Source organism: Alphaproteobacteria bacterium, from assembly GCA_033344895.1.
GTDB lineage: Bacteria > Pseudomonadota > Alphaproteobacteria > UBA8366 > Aestuariispiraceae > Pacificispira.
The window spans coordinates 2,073,372-2,092,500 of the sequence record JAWPMN010000001.1 but is presented as its reverse complement, the minus strand read 5'-3'; the positions used below and the strand labels follow the sequence as shown (position 1 = coordinate 2,092,500).

General features: G+C 63.5%; 20 protein-coding genes (1 of these 20 running past the window's edge). All 20 read right to left on the bottom strand.

Annotation, left to right across the window (positions count from 1 at the left end):
• Positions 1-478, bottom strand: partial view of a hydroxymethylglutaryl-CoA lyase gene (locus R8L07_10250; protein ID MDW3205914.1) — the 5' portion only. 425 nt of this gene lie to the left of the window's left edge; the window shows 478 of its 903 coding nt (coding positions 1-478); its start codon is at positions 476-478; the stop codon falls past the left edge of the window.
• A 118-nt stretch (positions 479-596) separates the two neighbouring features.
• Positions 597-2,612 (bottom strand): acetyl/propionyl/methylcrotonyl-CoA carboxylase subunit alpha, encoded by a 2,016-nt coding sequence (locus R8L07_10245; protein ID MDW3205913.1) that lies wholly within the window; start codon positions 2,610-2,612, stop codon positions 597-599.
• 20 nt (positions 2,613-2,632) lie between these two features.
• Complete coding sequence (locus R8L07_10240; protein MDW3205912.1) at positions 2,633-3,160, bottom strand: hypothetical protein; 528 nt, start codon at positions 3,158-3,160, stop codon at positions 2,633-2,635.
• Positions 3,142-3,933: an enoyl-CoA hydratase/isomerase family protein gene (locus R8L07_10235; GenBank protein MDW3205911.1), complete on the bottom strand. Its 792-nt coding sequence runs from the start codon at positions 3,931-3,933 to the stop codon at positions 3,142-3,144. The genes R8L07_10240 and R8L07_10235 overlap by 19 nt, the downstream gene beginning before the upstream one ends.
• Positions 3,934-3,940: 7 nt before the next feature.
• Positions 3,941-5,548, bottom strand: coding sequence for a carboxyl transferase domain-containing protein (locus tag R8L07_10230; protein ID MDW3205910.1), 1,608 nt, complete (start codon positions 5,546-5,548; stop codon positions 3,941-3,943).
• A gap of 10 nt (positions 5,549-5,558) precedes the next feature.
• Positions 5,559-7,454, bottom strand: coding sequence for an asparagine synthase (glutamine-hydrolyzing) (asnB, locus tag R8L07_10225; GenBank protein ID MDW3205909.1), 1,896 nt, complete (start codon positions 7,452-7,454; stop codon positions 5,559-5,561).
• 7 nt (positions 7,455-7,461) lie between these two features.
• On the bottom strand, positions 7,462-8,238 hold the full coding sequence (locus tag R8L07_10220; protein MDW3205908.1) for a class I SAM-dependent methyltransferase: 777 nt from the start codon (positions 8,236-8,238) through the stop codon (positions 7,462-7,464).
• Complete coding sequence (locus R8L07_10215; protein MDW3205907.1) at positions 8,228-9,187, bottom strand: glycosyltransferase family 2 protein; 960 nt, start codon at positions 9,185-9,187, stop codon at positions 8,228-8,230. Before R8L07_10215 ends, R8L07_10220 begins: the two co-directional genes overlap by 11 nt.
• Before the next feature lie 5 nt (positions 9,188-9,192).
• Positions 9,193-9,795 carry a 2-hydroxychromene-2-carboxylate isomerase gene (locus R8L07_10210; protein ID MDW3205906.1) on the bottom strand — a complete coding sequence of 201 codons (603 nt, stop codon included), beginning with the start codon at positions 9,793-9,795 and terminating at the stop codon, positions 9,193-9,195.
• A 9-nt stretch (positions 9,796-9,804) separates the two neighbouring features.
• A complete protein-coding gene (locus R8L07_10205) occupies positions 9,805-10,542 on the bottom strand; it encodes an SDR family oxidoreductase (protein MDW3205905.1) in 738 nt (245 codons plus the stop codon).
• An 11-nt stretch (positions 10,543-10,553) separates the two neighbouring features.
• On the bottom strand, positions 10,554-11,687 hold the full coding sequence (locus R8L07_10200; protein MDW3205904.1) for an acyl-CoA dehydrogenase family protein: 1,134 nt from the start codon (positions 11,685-11,687) through the stop codon (positions 10,554-10,556).
• Positions 11,688-11,721: 34 nt separating this feature from the next.
• Positions 11,722-12,381 (bottom strand): carbonic anhydrase, encoded by a 660-nt coding sequence (locus tag R8L07_10195; protein MDW3205903.1) that lies wholly within the window; start codon positions 12,379-12,381, stop codon positions 11,722-11,724.
• Positions 12,381-13,043, bottom strand: coding sequence for an SDR family oxidoreductase (locus tag R8L07_10190; protein ID MDW3205902.1), 663 nt, complete (start codon positions 13,041-13,043; stop codon positions 12,381-12,383). Before R8L07_10190 ends, R8L07_10195 begins: the two co-directional genes overlap by 1 nt.
• 19 nt (positions 13,044-13,062) lie before the next feature.
• Positions 13,063-14,253 (bottom strand): acetyl-CoA C-acyltransferase, encoded by a 1,191-nt coding sequence (locus tag R8L07_10185; protein ID MDW3205901.1) that lies wholly within the window; start codon positions 14,251-14,253, stop codon positions 13,063-13,065.
• Positions 14,254-14,305: 52 nt separating this feature from the next.
• On the bottom strand, positions 14,306-15,478 hold the full coding sequence (locus R8L07_10180; GenBank protein MDW3205900.1) for an isovaleryl-CoA dehydrogenase: 1,173 nt from the start codon (positions 15,476-15,478) through the stop codon (positions 14,306-14,308).
• 28 nt (positions 15,479-15,506) lie between these two features.
• Positions 15,507-15,965, bottom strand: coding sequence for a PaaI family thioesterase (locus R8L07_10175; GenBank protein ID MDW3205899.1), 459 nt, complete (start codon positions 15,963-15,965; stop codon positions 15,507-15,509).
• On the bottom strand, positions 15,962-16,417 hold the full coding sequence (locus R8L07_10170) for a thioesterase family protein (GenBank protein MDW3205898.1): 456 nt from the start codon (positions 16,415-16,417) through the stop codon (positions 15,962-15,964). The genes R8L07_10175 and R8L07_10170 overlap by 4 nt, the downstream gene beginning before the upstream one ends.
• Positions 16,414-16,815 carry a MerR family DNA-binding transcriptional regulator gene (locus tag R8L07_10165; protein MDW3205897.1) on the bottom strand — a complete coding sequence of 134 codons (402 nt, stop codon included), beginning with the start codon at positions 16,813-16,815 and terminating at the stop codon, positions 16,414-16,416. The genes R8L07_10170 and R8L07_10165 overlap by 4 nt, the downstream gene beginning before the upstream one ends.
• A gap of 128 nt (positions 16,816-16,943) precedes the next feature.
• Positions 16,944-18,056 carry a DMT family transporter gene (locus R8L07_10160; GenBank protein MDW3205896.1) on the bottom strand — a complete coding sequence of 371 codons (1,113 nt, stop codon included), beginning with the start codon at positions 18,054-18,056 and terminating at the stop codon, positions 16,944-16,946.
• A 354-nt stretch (positions 18,057-18,410) separates the two neighbouring features.
• The gene (locus tag R8L07_10155) at positions 18,411-19,097 is read right to left on the bottom strand and encodes a hypothetical protein (GenBank protein ID MDW3205895.1); all 687 of its coding nucleotides are present in this window, start codon (positions 19,095-19,097) and stop codon (positions 18,411-18,413) included.
• Positions 19,098-19,129: the final 32 nt, after the last annotated feature.

Genomic DNA, 19,129 nt, shown 5'->3' with positions numbered 1-19,129 from the left:
TTCGTGCGACGGCCCCGGGATCGACGGGTCCTTCATACGGGCAGCCCAGGACACAGGAGATGTAACCGCGGACGCGGACCCCTTCGTCCAGCGCCCGGGCGCAGACCGGTGTAAACCGCTCGAGAGACTCCGCGATCGAGCAGTTGATGTTCCGCTGCGAGAAGCTTTCTGACGCCGCACCGAAGATCGCAACCTCCTTGGCGCCATGGGAAAGGGCGGCGTCCAGCCCCTTCATGTTCGGCGTCAGAACTGGATAATCGACCGTCGGGCGTTTTTCCATCCGGTCGAAAACCTCACCGGAATCCGCCATCTGCGGCACCCATTTCGGGGACACGAAACTGCCGGCCTCGATTGCGGTGAGCCCGGCCTCCGCCAGCAGTTCGATCAGCCGGATCTTCTGATCCGTCGTGACCGCCGCCTTCTCGTTTTGCAGCCCGTCCCGGGGACCGACCTCGACGATCTTGACTCTATCCGACATGACGCACGTTCTCCCTTGTCCTTCCAGTTCGCGAACCGATTCCCAGGCTACGGCACCCCCGTCAATGTGGAGCGGCCGGCCCCGGCCGGCAACGCCCGTCTCTTGGCGAGTTCAGCCGTCAGGCGTCATCTTCAAAGGTAACCAGGACCGCGCCGTCGCCGACCTGATCGCCCTCGGCATAGGGCAGGGTCGCGATGACGCCGTCGGCGGGTGCCTTGATCGTATGCTCCATCTTCATGGCTTCGAGGATCATGAGCGAAGTGCCGGCCGAAACCGTGTCCCCCTGCTTCACGAAGACAGCCGTGACCTTCCCGGGCATTGGGGCGGTCAGAGCGTGATCCGACTGATCGGTCCCCGTCGCCGCCGCAAGCGGATCAACACGGTCCAGGACATAGGTGTGGTCCGCGCTGAACAGCGTGAAGCGGTCGCCGGTGCGGTCCAGGGCGAACTGCAGCAGCCGCCCGCCGATCCGGACCCGAAGGCCGCTCTCATCCAGGCCGCGCAGCACCGCCTCTACGGGCTCGCCGTTTTCAACCCGGCACTGCCAGGCGCCCTGTTCGAACCGGGCCGAAACAGTCCGCTCGCCGTCAAAGTCGCGGAACCGGATGTCGACCGGTCCGGAATCATTGAGCCGCCACCCCGTCGCCGTCGCCCAGGGCGAATGCGGATCGCCCGCCGCGATGGCATGGCGCCGCGCCGAGACAGCCTCGGAATCCAGCACCGCAAGCGTCGCCGCAATCAGCTCGGCATCCCCCGCCCGCGCGCGTCCGGGCAGCAGGCTGTCCTCCCGGGCGGCGATAAAGCCGGTATCCAGCGTGCCGGCCTGGAAATCGGGATCGGCCAGGACGCGGATTAGGAAGTCGCGGTTGGTGGCGATCCCCGCGGCCTCGGTCGACCGCAACGCCGCAATCAGTTTCCGGATCGCCTCCTTCCGGTCGTCACCATAGGCGATCAGCTTCGCGATCATCGGATCGTAATGGGGCGATACTTCATCGCCCTCCCGCACGCCGGTATCGACACGGATATCGCTGCCCTCCGGAAAGCGCAGCCGATGCAGCGTACCGATGGACGGCAGGAAACCGCCATCCGGATCTTCGGCATAGAGGCGGACCTCCACGGCATGACCGAAGGAGAAGATCTCCGCCTGATCCATCGGCAGGGGCTCGCCGGCCGCGACCCGAAGCTGCCATTCCACAAGATCCTGGCCGGTCACCAGTTCGGTGACCGGATGCTCGACCTGCAGGCGGGTATTCATTTCCATGAAGAAAAAATCACCCGGCGTGCCGTCCGGTTGGGTCTCCGCGATGAACTCGACGGTACCGGCCCCCCGATAGCCGACGGCCTTCGCCGCCGCGACGGCCGCCTCGCCCATGCGCTGCCGCAGCGCCTCCGGCATGCCGGGGGCCGTGGCTTCCTCTACGACCTTCTGATGGCGCCGCTGGATCGAGCAGTCGCGCTCGAAGAGGTGAACCGCATTGCCGTGCGAATCCGCAAAGACCTGCATCTCGATATGGCGGGGGCGTGTCACGAACCGCTCCACCAGGACCCGGTCGTCACCGAAACTGGCCGAAGCCTCGCGCCGGCAGGAGGCCAGAGCCTCCTCGAAATCTTCCGTTCGCTCGACCAGGCGCATCCCCTTCCCGCCGCCGCCGGCCGAAGCCTTGATCAGCACCGGATAGCCGATGCGGTCCGCCTCCGCTTTCAGATGGGCCGGATCCTGGTCGGCGCCGTGATAGCCGGGCGTCAGCGGGACACCGGCCTTGTCCATCAGGGCCTTGGCCTCGGATTTCGACCCCATGGCCCGGATCGCGTCGGCGGGCGGCCCGATGAACACCACGCCGGCCTTCTCGCAGGCCTCCGCGAAATCGGCATTCTCGGAAAGAAAACCGTAGCCCGGATGGATCGCTTCCGCGCCGGTATCCTTCGCGGCCTGCAAAATCAGATCGCCGCGCAGGTAGCTTTCCCGAGCCGGCGGCGGTCCGAGGCGCACTGCATGATCGGCCAGCGCGACATGCATCGCCTTCGCATCGGCGTCCGAATAGACGGCGACAGTCTCGACCCCCAGGCGCCGCGCTGTCTCGATGACCCGGCAGGCGATCTCACCACGGTTGGCGATCAGGATTCGTTTGAACATGGTCTTGCTTCCCGGTTGGGTTATTCCGCGGCACAAAGCCTGGCGCTGATATCCGGCATCTTCGCCATCCAGTTCCGCGCATTGGGAATGGCCGCCGAAAGGTTGCGCTCGCGCCACTCCTCGAAGGACCAGGGCTGGAAATCGATCCCGCCATGGACCCGGTGAATCGCGTCGACATCCGGCACGAAGGCCTGGGCAAGCCGGCCGTCCGACGTTTCGAACCGCGCCAGCTTGTATTCATCCCATTCATACCAGGCGACGCGCAGCTGTTCCTCATAGGTCAGCCCGTCAATCAGCAGGCATTGAAGATCGACATCATCATGCGTCGGGAAAATCCCCGGAAAGTCGTCGCCGGCAATAATCCGTGCCAATTCATGGCGGTGCAGGATGACCGGCTCCGCCGACACGTCCCGCATCGGACGGCCGATCACCAGTTCGAAGACCTCCGGCGCGCGCAGGGATCCGTAGAACAGGCTGGGAAGGCCCAACGAATGCTGGTCGTGGGCCATGAAACTGGCGCGTTCGCGTTCTATTTGGCTTTGTTCCACGACGCCCTCCGTTTCTCGAGAAATGCGGTCATGCCTTCCTGTGCCTCCTCGGTCGCCCGCAGGCGGGCAATCCGTTGAACCGTATCCTCGATCACGGTGTCACTGACACGGCCGTCGACCGCGAAGACGAGATCCTTGGCTTCCGCGGCCGCGACGGGGCCGACACCGAGGATCGCATTCAAAATCCCGTCAACCGTGGCATCGAGTTCGTCCTCCGGCACAACTTCGTGCAGCAGGCCGAGCCGCAAAGCCGTCGCGGCATCGAAGCGTTCCCCGGTCTGGAAATAGCGCCGTGCGGCACGGGCACCGATCGCATCGACGACATAGGGGCTGATCGCGGCGGGGATGATGCCGAGCTTGACCTCCGACAGGGAGAAGCCGGCACGCTCCGACCCGATGGCAATGTCGCAGCAGGCCACCAGACCGACGCCGCCACCAAAGGCCGCCCCCTGCACCCGCGCGATCACCGGCTTCGGCAGGAAGTTCAGCGTCTTCAGCATGCGGGCCAGGGCGCGGGCATCCGTCACATTCTCATCAAAGGAATATCCGGCGACCCGCTTCATCCAGTTCAGATCGGCCCCGGCGGAAAAGCTTCTGCCTTCGGCCTCCAGCACCACGGCCCGGACGTCGTCCTCCTTGCCCAGGCCGTCAAAGGCCTCGGTCAGGGCGACGATCAGCCCGTCGTCGAAAGCGTTGTGCCTGTCCGGGTTGGTCATTCGGACGCGGGCGATGCCGCCGTCACGCAGGATTTCAAGTTTCACATTATCGGTCATGGCTGCCTCACATCCGGAAGACGCCGAAGCGTGTCGGCTCGATCGGGGCATTCAGCGCGGCGGACAGGCCGAGGCCCAGCACCGTTCGCGTATCCCGCGGGTCGATGATCCCGTCATCCCACAGACGCGCAGTGGCATAGTAAGGATGCCCCTGATGTTCGTACTGCTGACGGATGGGGTCCATGAAGGAGTCCTTCTCCTCGGCGGACCATTTCTGACCCTGCTTGACCATGTTGTCTTCCTTCACGGTCGCAAGGACATTGGCCGCCTGTTCCCCGCCCATCACGGAGATTCGGGCGTTCGGCCACATCCAAAGGAAGCGGGGCGAATAGGCACGGCCGCACATGCCGTAGTTTCCGGCCCCGAAGCTGCCGCCCAGAATGACGGTGAATTTCGGTACCGACGTCGTTGCGACCGCAGTCACCAGTTTCGCGCCGTCCTTGGCAATGCCGCCGGATTCGTATTTCGAGCCGACCATGAAACCGGTGATGTTCTGCAGGAAAATCAGCGGAATGCCACGCTGGGAGCAGAGCTCGACGAAATGCGCGCCCTTCTGAGCAGATTCCGAGAACAGGATGCCGTTATTCGCGACAATCCCGACCGGGTAACCCCAGATATGGGCGAAGCCGCAGACCAGGGTCGTGCCATAAAGCTTCTTGAACTCGTCGAACTCAGACCCGTCGACGATGCGGCCGATCACCTCGCGCACGTCATAGGGCTTCTTCAGATCCGATGGGACGATGCCGTACAGGTCCTCTGGATCCAGCGCCGGGTCCTTCGGTTCCCGGATTTTCAGGCTGGCCGGCTTCACCCGGTTCAGGTTGCCGGCGATACGGCGCGCGATGGACAGCGCATGCGTGTCGTTTTCTGCCATGTGGTCGGTCACGCCCGAGACCCGGGAATGGACATCGGCGCCACCCAGGTCCTCCGCCGACACGACCTCACCCGTCGCCGCCTTTACCAGAGGCGGGCCACCCAGGAAGATCGTTCCCTGGTTGCGCACGATGATGCTTTCATCCGACATGGCCGGCACATAGGCGCCGCCCGCCGTGCAGGAACCCATGACCACCGCGATCTGCGCGATGCCGTCCGCCGACATGTTGGCCTGATGATAGAAGATGCGGCCGAAATGATCCCGGTCGGGAAAGACCTCGTCCTGGTTTGGCAGATTCGCCCCTCCGGAATCGACCAGATAGATGCAGGGCAAACGGTTCTGCCAGGCGATTTCCTGCGCCCGGATATGCTTCTTGACCGTCATGGGATAGTAGGTGCCGCCCTTCACCGTGGCGTCGTTCGCGACGATCATGCATTCCTGACCAGCAACGCGACCGATGCCGGTTATGACGCCGGCCGAGGGCACCTCATCGTCATACATACCGTAGGCCGCCAGCTGCGACAGTTCCAGGAAGGGGGCCCCGGGGTCCAGCAGGGTCCGGACGCGTTCTCGGGGCAACAGCTTGCCGCGCGACAAATGGCGTTCACGCGCGCGCTCGCCACCGCCGACCTTTACCGTCGCCAGGCGTGTCTTCAGATCGTCCACCAGGGTCTTCATGGCGTCGCGGTTCGCGGCGGCCTCCTCGGATCGCGGATCGTAGGTCGTGGTCAGTACGCTCATGGCCTGTCCCTCAAAGTTTCCAAGCTTCGCGCCAGCTTTGCAGCATCAGCACGTTCCAGAGTTCGAAATGCCAGTTCCGATACCCTTTCAGATGTTCTTCCCAGGCCGCCCGGATCGGTTCCGGATCCAGGAAACCGCCATCCTGCAGGCGGTCGGACGAAATCAGCGCCTGCGCCCAGTCGCGCAACGGGCCGCGCAGCCATTCTGCCAGCGGCGGTTCGAAGCCCTGTTTCGGACGGTCCATCAACTGGCGCGGTACATGCCGGTCCAGGACCTTGCGCAGCACATCCTTTCCCCTGCCGTTGCGGAACTTGAAACGGCTGGGCAGCCCCCAGGCAAAACGCACGATATCATGGTTCAACAAGGGCGCGCGGGTCTCAAGCGACGCCGCCATGCTGGCCCGGTCCACCTTCACCAGCAGGTCGTCCGGCAGATAGCTGACCGCATCGCACAGCATCAGGCGCAGGTAATCGTCCTCGATCCCGGGGCGGCGCGTTCCTTCGACAAAGTAGCCGACCTGCGGATCACCGGTCGGTCGCTCAAAGACGCGCCAGCGCGACATCTGGCCTTCGTACAGCATCTCGATTGAGGGTTTCGAGCGGTCGGACAGCTTGCGCCACAGCTTGTCCCCGAAGCGGCCGGGCTTGCCGACGCCGGAGGAAATGACATTCAGCGGTCCGAACGGGATCATGTTCAGCAGCCCGCGTGAAAACGGGCGATCCCGTTCCCATTGTGCGACGGTCTTTTCATATCGCGGATAACCGCCGAACAGTTCATCCCCGCCATCGCCGGTCAGGGCGGTCGTCACCTGCTCCCGTGCCAGATGGGACAGTAGCAGGGTCGGCAACTGACTGACATCGGCAAAGGGTTCGTCATAGACGAAGGGCATCCGCTCCACCATGCGCAGCGTGTCCTCCGGCGCGACCGTGACGGATGTATGATCAGTGCCCAGATGCTGCGCGATGGCCGCGGCCTGCGGCGCCTCGTCGAACCGGCGGTCCGTGAAACCGATCGTGAAACTGCGCACCGGCTTCTCCGCCAGCGTCTGCATCAGGGCGACCACCGTCGCGCTGTCGATCCCGCCGGACAGGAACGCTCCCAGAGGCACATCGGCCACCATGCGGCGCGATATGGAGCGCAGCATCAGGCGTTCCAGTTCCCGAACCGCGGAGGCCTCGTCACCGTCGAAGACCGGGGCGTTTTCGACCTCTTCGATCGGGTCCCAGTACCGGCCTCGCGAGACGGCGGAACCATCGAGCGACAGCGTCAGGGTCGCGCCGGGTTTGAGTTTCTCAATGCCCTCATAGATGCAGGCCGGCGCCGGAATGTAGGAGTAGCGCATCATCGCGTCGACGGCCCGGCGGTCGATACGCGGTTCGAAGTCAGGATGCCGGGCAATGGCTTTCAATTCGGAGGCGAAAACGAAGCTCTTCCCCGCCCACCCGAAATACAGCGGCTTTTCCCCCATCCGATCGCGCGCTAACGTGACCGTCCGGGCCTTCGCATCATAGAGAGCAAAAGCGAACATACCGTCGAACCGGTCCAGCGCCCCCTCCATCCCCCAGGCGTCAAAGGCCGCCAGCATGACCTCCGTGTCGGAATGACCGCGCCAGTTCCGACCGGTCTCCAACTCGCGGCGCAATTCCAGAAAGTTATAGATCTCGCCATTGAAAATGATGGTGAAGCGCCCGTCCGGGGACAACATCGGCTGGGCCCCGTCTTCGCTGAGATCCTGGATCGCCAGTCGCCGGAAACCCAGCGCCAGCCCGACCGACGCATCGCACCAGACGCCGTCATCGTCGGGGCCGCGATGCAGCATGCTGTCCGACATCGATTTTGCGATGGCGGCCAGCGCTTCGGCATTGCGCCCGCGCGTCGTGTCGATGAAGCCGGCGATCCCACACATGATCCGGTCAGAGCCCCCGCCTTGCCTTGCGCTTGGCAGCGGAGCGGGCAAAGGCCTTTCGCCCCTGCTTCAGCCAGCGCCCGAAAGAGGGATGGGCCAGCCGCTGCATCTGCTGTAATACTTCCGGATGGACCAGCGGGACCGGCGGCAGCCGGGTCTGCTCGGCCTCTGCCTTAAGCTTCGGGTTATCCGCCAGCGCCGCGTCCGATACGTACAGCATCAGGTTCTGCTTGTACCACCAGCAGACCGTCGGATCGTTCCAGACCGCCATGCGCAACGTATCGACCGGCCGGTACCCCCGCGCGGCAAAGAGATCCGCCCAATATTCCGGCCATTGTTCATTGACGTGGTGATGACCGCCCTGCCCCGGAATCGCAGCCGAGAACAGGACGACCGGCGCCAGCGCGCAGAGTTCGGAGACGAACCCGGCGGCGCGTTCCGGCGGCAGATGCTCGGCGACTTCCAGGCTCATTGCCAGATCGAACCGGTCGGACGGATCGGTTTCGATCCGCGCGTCAATGCGACAGCGCCGGAAGCTGTCCTGCGGGATTCTCAACTGCGCGACATCGACCCAGGGTCCGTCCAGGCCGAGAACACGATCCGCGCCGCTCTCCAGAATGACCGAAAGCCATGACCCGTCGCCGCAGCCCGCGTCCACGGCACTGCGGATCGGGAACCAGTCGCGCAGCATCGGAACGATGGTGCGGGCCGACGGCAGCGCCGTGTTCTCCAGATCGGCGTAGAAACCGTGGTCATAGCCCGGATTGTAATTGCTACTGCCCATGGACCCGCCCCTCTTTGGCTTGTGTCAGCGCGCTGACATCCGCCGATTCATAAACCCTGCCGCAGCGCTCGACGAAAGCGGCATGCCCCCCAAGGATCGGCAGCCAGGCCATCGCCTGGCGCCAGAACACCGGGCTGGTCGGCCAGAAGGCGCGATTGGCACGGCGATGATACTTCCACGCACGGTAGGCCATGCGCCGTGAGATGTACTGACGCAACGCCCAGGGCGTATCGGGATAGTCCTCCAGGAAGTACTGCACCGCCCGGGTGACACGCTGAAGCTGACGCCCCTGATTGTTGGACAGGCGGGCACCGACGACTTCCGGCCAATAGGCGATCACGGCATCCAGTTCAAGGAAGTCCCATTGCCGCGCCAACCGCATGGTCAGTGCATATTCCTGGCTGAACACGACCCGCTCGTCACAGCCGCCGACCGCGCGCAACGCCTCGGTGCGCGCCAGAAACTGGGTCGGATTGAACAGCGACCGTGAAATCGCAGCACGCAATGGGCGTGCATGCCGCACCGGCATCGGCGTTTCCAGCGCGCCGTCCAGATCGAGATCGGCCAGGTTTCGGAACACGCTGTACCCGCCGAAGGCGAGGCAGGCCCGGTGATCGCCGTGCAGCGCATCCAGCAGAATCCGCGTCGCATCCGCATGCAGCAGATCGTCGGCATCGACAAACTTCACATAGGGCATGTCGGCCAATGCGATACCGCGATTGGTCGCGGCCGCGGATCCGGCATTGGCCTGGCTCTCGATGACGACATTGTCCCAGCCGTCGGTCTTCCGCCGGACGATATCCAGCGAGTCATCCGTCGACCCGTCGTCGACAAAGACATATTGCCGGTCGAAGTCGCCGCGCTGCGCCGCGATCCGGTCGATCACCGCCGGAAGCCAATCCGCCTTGTTGAAGACGGGGACGACGAAGGAAACACCGCGATCCGACATGGTTCCTACCAGCCGCCCCGCGTGATCCAGGCGGCCATCATGTCCATCCGGTCGACGCCCCAGAACGGCTCCCCATCGACGATGAAAAAGGGCGACCCGAAGACACCGCGATCCAGTGCAGCCTCGTTCTCGTCCTTCAGGCGGGCCTTGATGTCCGGAGACACCATGCCGGCGCCAACCGCGCCCCGATCCAGACCGACAGACTGGGCCGATGCCAGGACCGCCTCCGCCTGCCCGATATCGGCGCCTTCCGCAAAGGCCTTCCGGTATATCGCCAGGATCAGGGGAACGGCTTTCTCCGGTGCATGTTCCTGCGTCCACAAGGTGGCCCGCGCGGCCGTCACCGTGAAGACCGGGAACTCCGGCGGCCATTGAAAGGGAAGACCGTAATAGGCGGTGGAACGTTCTATGTCCCGGCGCGAATACGGCCCTTTCATCGGATAGGAGACCAGCGATTGCGTGCCTTCCCGCTTGAAGGCTGCCCCCAGCAGGAACGGCTTCCAATTGACCGAACGGTCGTGTTTCTCGGCAAACGCCCCGATGCGTTCCGCCGCGATATATCCGAACGGGGAGGAGAATTCGAAATAGAAGTCGATCGCGCCCGACATCGTAACCTCCTAGGCCCAGCCGCCGGCGGCCGGGATGACATGGCCGGTCGTGAAACCCGCCTTGTCCGACAGCAGGAAGGCAATCAGGTCCGATACTTCCTGAGGCTTTCCGAAGCGGCCCATCGGAATCTGTGACAGGATCTTCGCCTTTGCCGCCTCATCGGTCAGCAGTTCCTCAGAGAAGTAGGACGGGTTCTCCACGAAATTCGGCGCGACGGCATTGACGGTAATGCCGGTCCTGGCAAGCTCGCGGGCCAAGGTCAGGACCATCGAATTCTGCGCGCCGCGGCCGGTGACATACATGCCGTAATTGGACAGGCCGCGATACGGGACCGCCGATGTGGCCAGCACGATCCGACCGCCGCCCTGGGCCTTCATATGCGGGACGGCCGCCCCGATCAGGCGGAACGGCTCGACGACCATGGCCTCCAGTCCGGCACGCATATCTTCGGGCTTCGCATCCTCGACCTTTGCACGGATCGCCGGGAACCCATCATTCGGGACCAGCCCGTCAATCCGGCCCTGGCCCGCGATCACGTCGGAAACCGCGGTGGCAAGGTCTTCGGTTCCAAGGGCAATCGCCCCGGGATGGGCGCCTTCGAAGGCGTTTTGTTCCGCTGTATCAACGAAGGATGCGTCCTGCGCCACCACGACGGCGCCCTCGGCGAGACAGCTGTCGACCACGGCCGCGCCGACGAATTCGGTCACCTTGGTGACCAGGATCACCTTCCCGTCCAGGATACCCATTGCCCGCTCCTTCACGCGGCCAGAGAACGGGCGATCAGCATGCGCTGAATGTCGCTGGTGCCTTCATAGATCTTGGTCACGCGGACGTCACGGGCCAGCCGCTCCAGCGGATAGTCCTTCATGTAACCGTAGCCGCCGAAGGTCTGCAGCGCATCGGACACGACCGTCTCGGCCGTTTCGGTCGCAAACAGCTTGGCCATGGACGCCTCTGTCAGGCAGGGCAGACCGGCATCCTTCATCGCAGCGGCATGCAGGATCAACTGACGCGCGGCCTCCAGCTTCGCGGCGGCATCGGCCAGTCGGAAGCCGACGGCCTGATGTTTCATGATCGGCTGCCCCATGGAGGTCCGTTCCTGGGCATACTCGACGGCGTAATCCAGTGCCGCCCGCGCGATGCCCAGCGCCTGCGCGGCAATGCCGATCCGACCGCCCTCCAGGTTGGAAAGGGCGATCTTGTAGCCCTGACCTTCCTCGCCCAGCATCATGTCCGGCGTCACTTCGACGCCGTCGAAGCGCAGGGCGCAGGTGTCCGACGCGTTCAGGCCCATCTTCTTCTCGACGCGCTCAACGATGTAGCCTTCGCTGTCGGTCGGGACCAGAAAGGCGGAGATTCCACGCTTTCCGGCATCCGGGTCGGTAACTGCGAACACAATCGCCAGACCGGCGGAGGATCCGTTCGTGATGAACTGCTTGGCGCCGTCGATCACCCATTTGTTGCCGTCCTTCCGGGCGGTCGTCTTCAGGGCCGACGCGTCGGAACCGGCCTGCGGTTCGGTCAGGCAGAAGCATCCGATCATTTCGCCGCGCGCGAAGGGCTTCAGATACTTTTCCTTCTGCTCGTCGGTGCCGTAACGCAGCACCGGCATGCAGCCGACGGAGTTATGAACGCTCATGATGGCGGAGACCGACCCGTCACCGGCGGCGATCTCCTCCAGCGCCATGGCGTAGGAGACACAATCCGTCCCGGCGCCGTCCCATTCAGGCGGCACCATCATGCCCAGCATGCCGAGCTGCGCCATCTCGTCCAGCGCCTCTTTCGGAAAACGCGCCTCGCGATCCCATTCCTCCGCATGGGGGACCAGACGCTCCTGCGCGAACTGGCGTGCCATGTCTCGGACCATCTGTTGTTCTTCATTCAGGATCATCGTTTCCTCCGTCCGTTCTGTTGACCGCGCAAGGTCAGGCGTCGATGGCGGTGTGGCCGTGCGGCTCCACCCGCTCGATGACGCTGAACTGTCCGGTGCGCGGGTCGTGTGCCAGCAGGTTTCCGGTCTGAATGTCGAACCACCAGCCATGCAGGCGCAGCTTCCCGGCCTTCACCCGTTCGGTGATCCAGGGGAAGGATTTCAGGTTCCGGATCGACAGCTTGATCGTCGCCATTTCGACCGAGGCACCGGAACTCGGATCATCGGCGCCATGCATGGAACAGGCTTCCTGGGCGAGCTTCATCCAGTCGCCGATGAACTCGTGGTCATCCTCCACCTCACCGGAGACGATGGAGCGCATCGCCTGGATGCCGCCGCATTTGTGGTGGCCGAGAATGATGATCTCCTCGACCTTCAGGTCCTTCACCGCATATTCGATCGCCGATGAGGTGCCGTGGTGCCCGCCGTCCGGCTCATAGGGCGGGACGAGCGCCGCGACGTTGCGCACGACGAAGATCTCGCCCGGATCCGCGTTGAACAGGATCGCCGGGTCGACGCGGCTGTCGGAGCAGGCGATCACAAGGATTGCCGGATGCTGCCCCTGTTCCGCCAACCGCAGGGTCATTTCCGCGCGCTTTTCATGGTACAGCGCCTTGTAGCTGCGGTAGCCCGCGAGCAGTCGGTTGATTGGCATTACCAGGGGAACTCCTTCCCGTCATAGTTCAGAAACTTGCCGGACTGGGATGGGTCCAGTTCCTCGACGATGGACTTCATGCCGGCAGCGGAGGTTTCGGCGTCGATATCCGCTGAGCCGCCGCCCATATCCGTCTGCACCCAGCCCGGATGCAGCAGAACGGTCTTGATCCCCTGCGACGCGACATCCCTGGTCAGAACCGAGACCGCCATGTTCAGCGCGGTCTTGGACGACCGATAGGCGTAGGCGCCGCCGGAGAGCTGGGCAATAGAGCCCATCCGGCTGCTCGTGAACGCCAGAACCTTGCGGTCGGAACGTGCGACATTGTCCATCAGCGCCCGCGCCAGCCTGATCGGCCCGATCGTATTGACGCGGAAGGTTTCCTCCCATTTTTCAAGATCGAGATCTTCCAGCGGCACATTCTTGTCCAGATAGACCCCGGCATTGTTCCACAGAACGTCGATGGGGCGTCCGGACAAGGTTTCCGCCGCCGCCGCCACGCTGGCATCGTCGGTCACGTCCAGGGCGATCTTCTCGCCTGGGGCGTTGCAGTTCGCCGGGTCGCGACTGGCCGCGATAACGGACCAGCCGTCCGCATCGTGCAGTTCCGCCAGGCGTTTGCCGATGCCGCGATTGGCGCCGGTGATCAGAATCGAGGGCATGGGATCGGGGGTCCTCCGGTCAGTGAATCCGCTTTACGGCCATGGCCGTGGCTTCGCCGCCACCAATGCACAGCGACGCGACGCCCGTCTCCATATCATATTTCTTCAGCGCGTTAAGGAGGGTGACGAGAATTCTCGCCCCCGAGGCGCCGATCGGATGCCCCAGCGCGCAGGCCCCGCCATGCACATTGACCTTGTCATGCGGCAGATCCAGATCGCGCATTGCCGCCATGGTGACGACGGCAAAGGCCTCGTTGACCTCGAACAGGTCGACCGATTTCGCGTCCCAGCCGGCCTTGTCCAGGCATTTGCGCATGGCATCGACCGGCGCGGTCGTGAACCAGGCAGGGGCCTGGGCATGGGTCGCGTGGGAAACGATTTCCGCAATCGGGGCCAGACCGCGCTTCTCCGCTTCCGAAAGACGCATCAGCACCAGCGCCGCCGCCCCGTCGGAAATCGACGACGAATTTGCCGGCGTCACCGTACCGTCCTTCGCAAAGGCCGGCTTCAGTGTCGGGATCTTGTCCGGATTGGCGGTACGCGGCTGCTCGTCCAGCGCCACCTCGACTTCGCCCTTTCGCGTTTTTACGGTGACCGGGACGATCTCGTCCGCGAACGTGCCGTCTTCCTGCGCCTTGCGCGCCCGGTTCAGACTTTCGATGGCGAAACTGTCCTGAGCATCGCGGGTGAACTGATAATGGGTCGCGGTTTCCTCCGCAAAGGTGCCCATCAGCCGGCCCCGGTCATAGGCGTCTTCCAGCCCGTCCAGGAACATGTGGTCGATGACCTGACCGTGACCCAGCCGCATCCCGCCCCGCGCCTTCGGCAGCAGGTAGGGCGCATTGGTCATGCTTTCCATGCCGCCCGACACCATGATGTCGGCGGTGCCGGCCTTCAGAAGGTCATGCGCCAGCATGGTCGCCTTCATGCCCGACCCGCACATCTTGTTGATCGTGGTGCAGCCGGTCGCGTCGGGAATGCCCGCGCCCTTGCTGGCCTGACGCGCAGGCGCCTGGCCCTGACCGGCGGGCAGGACATTGCCGAAGATCAGTTCCTCGACATCGCCGGCGGTAACACCGGCGCGGCCCAGCGCCGCCGCAATGGCGGCAGAGCCCAGCTGGGCGGCGGTCATGTCTTTCAGTTCGCCCTGAAACCCGCCCATGGGCGTCCGGGCGGCACCGACGATGACAATGGGATCGTGCGTGGTCATTGCTGCAATCTCCTGAAGTGGTCCTATCCGCGCAGTCGGGGACGCCGAAAGATTAGGCGGTTTCGTTGAACAGCTCGCGGCCGATCAGCATGCGGCGGATTTCCGACGTGCCGGCACCGATCTCGTAGAGCTTCGCATCGCGCAGCAGGCGGCCGGTCGGGCTTTCGTTGATATAGCCCATGCCGCCCAGCACCTGGATCGCCTCCAGCGCCATCCAGGTCGCCTTTTCACCGGCATACAGAATTGCGCCGGCGGCGTCCTTGCGGGTCGTCTGGCCCCGGTCGCAGGCCTTGGCCACGGCATAGACATAGGCCTTGGCCGCATTCATCACCGTATACATATCGGCGATCTTGCCCTGCATCAGCTGGAATTCGCCGATCGACTGGCCGAACTGCTTTCGTTCGTGAATGTAGGGAATGACGATGTCCATACAGGCATCCATGATGCCGATCGGCCCGGCCGCCAGCACCGCGCGCTCATAGTCCAGGCCGCTCATCAGGACGCGGACGCCCTTGTTGACTTCGCCTAGGACGTTCTCTTCCGGCACTTCGCAATCCTCGAAGACCAGTTCACCGGTATGCGACCCGCGCATGCCCAGCTTGTCGAGCTTCTGGGCGACGGAGAAGCCCTTGAACCCTTTCTCGACCAGGAAGGCGGTGATGCCTTTCGGCCCCGCGTCTACGTCGGTCTTGGCGTAGATCACCATCGTGTCGGCATCGGGGCCATTCGTGATCCACATCTTGCTGCCGTTCAGGATGTAGCGGTCGCCCTTCTTGTCGGCGCGCAGCTTCATCGACACGACATCGGACCCTGCACCCGGTTCGGACATGGCCAGCGCCCCGACATGGTCGCCGGAAATCAGCTTCGGCAGGTAGCGCTGCTTCTGATCTGCGGTGCCGTTGCGGCGGATCTGGTTTACGCAAAGGTTCGAATGCGCCCCGTAGCTGAGGCCGACCGAAGCGGAGGCGCGGCTGATTTCCTGCATGGCCACGGCGTGTTCCAGATAGCCCATGCCGGCCCCGCCGTATTCCTCTTCGACTGTGATGCCCAGAACGCCCAGATCGCCCATCTTCTTCCAAAGATCCATCGGGAACTGGTCCGTGCGATCGATTTCCGCGGCGCGCGGCGCAATCTCGTCGGACGAGAAAGTCTTCACGCTGTCGCGCAGCATCTCGGCAGTTTCGCCGAGGTCGAAGTCGAGGCTGGGGTAGCTGTTGGGAATCATGGTTTTCTCTCCGTTGGATCCGGCCTGCTCAGACGGCCTTGTCGTCCGACATGTCTTTCATGGTCATCAGGGTGCACAGCGCGGTGGCACACAGCTTACGCTCGCCCGCCGTTTCCGCATAAACCTTAACGTCACAGATCGTCAGCGTCCGCCCCGGCTTCAGCACCGTACCGACCGCGACCAGCGCCTCGCCGCGCCCGGGCGAGACGATGTTCATCTTGTACTCGACCGTCAGGATCGAATCTTCCGGCGCCATCAGCGTGAAGGCGGCATAACCGCCCGCATTGTCCGCCAGCGTCCCGATCACCCCGCCGTGGAAGAAGCCGTGCTGCTGGCCAAGCTCCGGACGATAGGGCAGGCGCATCTCGACGCGGCCCGGCGCGACCTCTGTCAATTCGGCACCGATCGTCCGCATGAAAGCCTGACGGCCGAAGCTGTCGCGGACACGGTCGGCGAAATCCGGGTTGCGGGGCTGCGGGGCGGTCATGGCGTCACCTCTTCGGGCAGGGGATCAAGCCGGGCGCGCACCTTCGCGGCAACGGCATCGGGAAACGACCGCGCCCTGTGCGCCGCCCGGTCGAGGCAGGCGGCTGTGTAGGTGCAGGTCGCGGCCAGGGTCTCTTCCTCGCCGTCCAGGATGTACATGCGGTGGTGGAAGGTCGCCGTCCGATCCCGCAACTTCAGAAAGCGGGAACGGATGATGTAGGTGTCGCCCGGGAACAGCTCTCGCTTGTAGGTGAAGTTGCTTTCCAGCGCGGCGAGGCCCGTTCCCTCCGCGGTCATGGCCTTATGGCTCATACCCGCCGTGACCCACAACGACCAGGTCGCCTCGTCGAATTTCTTCGTATAGGCCGCGACATTCATGTGTCCCATGTGATCGCAATGCTCGGGATAGACCGTTCCGCGGGCCGTTACCGGATCGAATTCCGGGGCGCTCATTCCGCCGCCTCCCGCCCATCGCGCGGGGACAATTCGGACAGGCGCGAGCGGCAGCTCTCCTCGACCTGCTGCAGTTCCTTGAGCGTCACCTCTATATCGCGCTGCTTCTGTTCCAGGTCGGCGCGGCGCTCCGCAATCTTGTCCAGGAAATGATAAAGCTGGGCGACCTCGCCCGGCGCGGAATCGTAGAGATCGATGATTTCGCGAATTTCGGCCAGCGAGAACCCCAGACGCTTGCCGCGCAGGATCAGCTTCAGGCGCACCCGGTCGCGCGGATGATAGAGGCGCTGCGTCCCGGCGCGTTCCGGCGACAACATGCCTTCCGCTTCATAGAAACGGATGGTCCGGGCAGTCACCCCGAATTCGCGCGTCAGATCTGCGATGGTTTTGACCGTCATATCGGTCACGCGGCCCTCCCATTCGAAACCTACCGGTTCATCCGGTTTTGATTGGGGAGATTTTTAGTTTACGTTTACGTTAACGTCAAGCACGAAACACTTTGCTGTCCGATCGTGCCGATGCCCTCTCAGGCTGGGTGACGGGGGGCCTCGACCGGTACCGTCGGTTCGACCGGCTTTTCGTCGGCGGACAGGATATCGAGCAACCTCTCGGCTTCCGGCGGGTTGCGGGCATCGACATCGGGCGGGTCCGGCAAGGCGGAAACCGGATTGTGCGGCGATCTGGCCGGGCGGCCGTGCCGGGTTTCGCGGTAGAGGATGTAGAGCCCGCTGCCGACGATTATCGAGGCGCCGGCCAGGGTCCAGCCCCCCGGGACTTCCCCCAGAAACAGCCAGCCGGCCATCACGCCCCACAGCACGCCGGTATATTCGAACGGTGCAACCAGCGACGGGGAGGAGACCGCATAGGCATTGGTCAGCAGCACGAACCCGACCGCGGCAATCACGCTGGTCACGACGATGAATCCATAATCCGTCCAGCCCGGAATCTGCCACGGACGCAGGAAGAACTGGATACTGGCATGCTGTCCGTCGTCAAAGAATGCGCCGTGACCAAGTGCCAGCCCCGCAATGCCGCTGAACACGACGAACAGGGCCATCTGATAGAAAGCGATCCCAGGCCCGGTCATGCCGTTGCGCAGGAAACGGGTCATGATGTTCTGCAATGCGTAGGTAACGGTGCCGCCCACGGCAAAGAGGACCGCCGGGTCATCGAATTTGCCGGTCGGACCGACCACGACGACGACGCCGGTGAAGCCGAAGAAAATCGCGCACCAACGGCGCCAGCCGACCGGCTCCTTCAGGACCAGCACGGCCAGAAGGGCGATCACGATTGGGCTGGCGAAGGTGATGGTGACGGTATCCGCCAGGGTCAGTTTCGCCAACGCCAGATAATAGAGTGTGAAGCAGGTGACGCCGATCAGACCACGCAACAGAACCAGCCACGGACGGCTGATGCGGAATCCGGCAGCGCCGTAGCGCCAGTAGACATAGAATCCCATCATCCAGATCGCCAGCGTCCCGCGCAGGAAGATCAGTTGATGTACAGGATACCCGCCGCTCAATTCGCGGACGATCACATCCTGGAACGAGAAAATCAGCAGCCCCGTCGCCAGGAGCCAGACCCCCAGCATCGAACCGCTGTCTTCGTCCCGGGTTTCCGAAATTGTCTGGATGGCCATGACCACACTCCGAACCGCAATATCGCGGCCAAGCTATGCCTGTTTCGCCATCGCGTATAACGAATTAACTTTGACCTCAGATCGTATAATTCGATTTGATTTTATCGCTGGATCGCACAGGGCCCGACCGCACGGTTCTCGTAAAAGTCGATTCAAAATACACTAAATGCTGGATTATTTTTAATTATAGCGCCTTATGCGGAACATTTCTCTTCCCAAGTGCTCGCTCAGGGTGTTAGATTTTTTTTGTGAACGCCTTCGACTTGTGTTCACACATTCCCTCCCCGCCCCGCCGCCGTCCGAGACCCACTCGGGCGGCGGCGACATTTTGGGCAAAAGGGAAAATTTTCCGGATCAGTTTCGGGAAAACAGCGAGATCGCCGAGGGCGGCAGGCTGATCATGTCGATCGCCGCACCAAAAGGGCCTGTTCCGCTGCGATTCCGGTCCCGATGATCCCGCGACGAGTCGAATTGGGCATAGAGGTTCTGTTCGATCTGCAGCTGACGCAATTGTGCGAGCACGTTTCGCGCGCCACGAATGGCCTTTGGATCGGCCTCGTTCTGGGTCAGATAGCGCAACTGCTCTTCCTGCTGGGCGATCAGATCCGTCGTTCGGTTCTCCCCGCGCGCGCTCGACAACTGGCGCACGAACTGGGCGACCGGCGAAGTCGAAAAGACGGAATCCCCGGCATAGGGCAGGCTGTCCAAACGATATCCCATCAGGTCGCCGTCCTGCCGGTCCAGTCGGCCGGCGCCGCTCAGCCTGTCGGCGAGTCCCTGAGTGCGCGCGACGGTCATGGCCCGAAGATTGAAATAATCGCTGACCGGATTGCCGGTCGCCGTCAAACCGGACGGGGCGTTGTCGGATGCGTCAAAGATCGATCCCGGCAGGCCATACCGGCCGGCCAGCGCGTCATAGAACCGTGCCCGGCCCAGGGATTTCGCCGCCTCGGCCGCATCCGGGGACACAGTCCGCGTTTCCTTGGACGCCTCATAGGCCGTGGCGACGCGAAAAATGTCAGAACTGAACGCTTGTGACATGGCCTGGCTCCGGATCGGCGGTGGTTCCACCG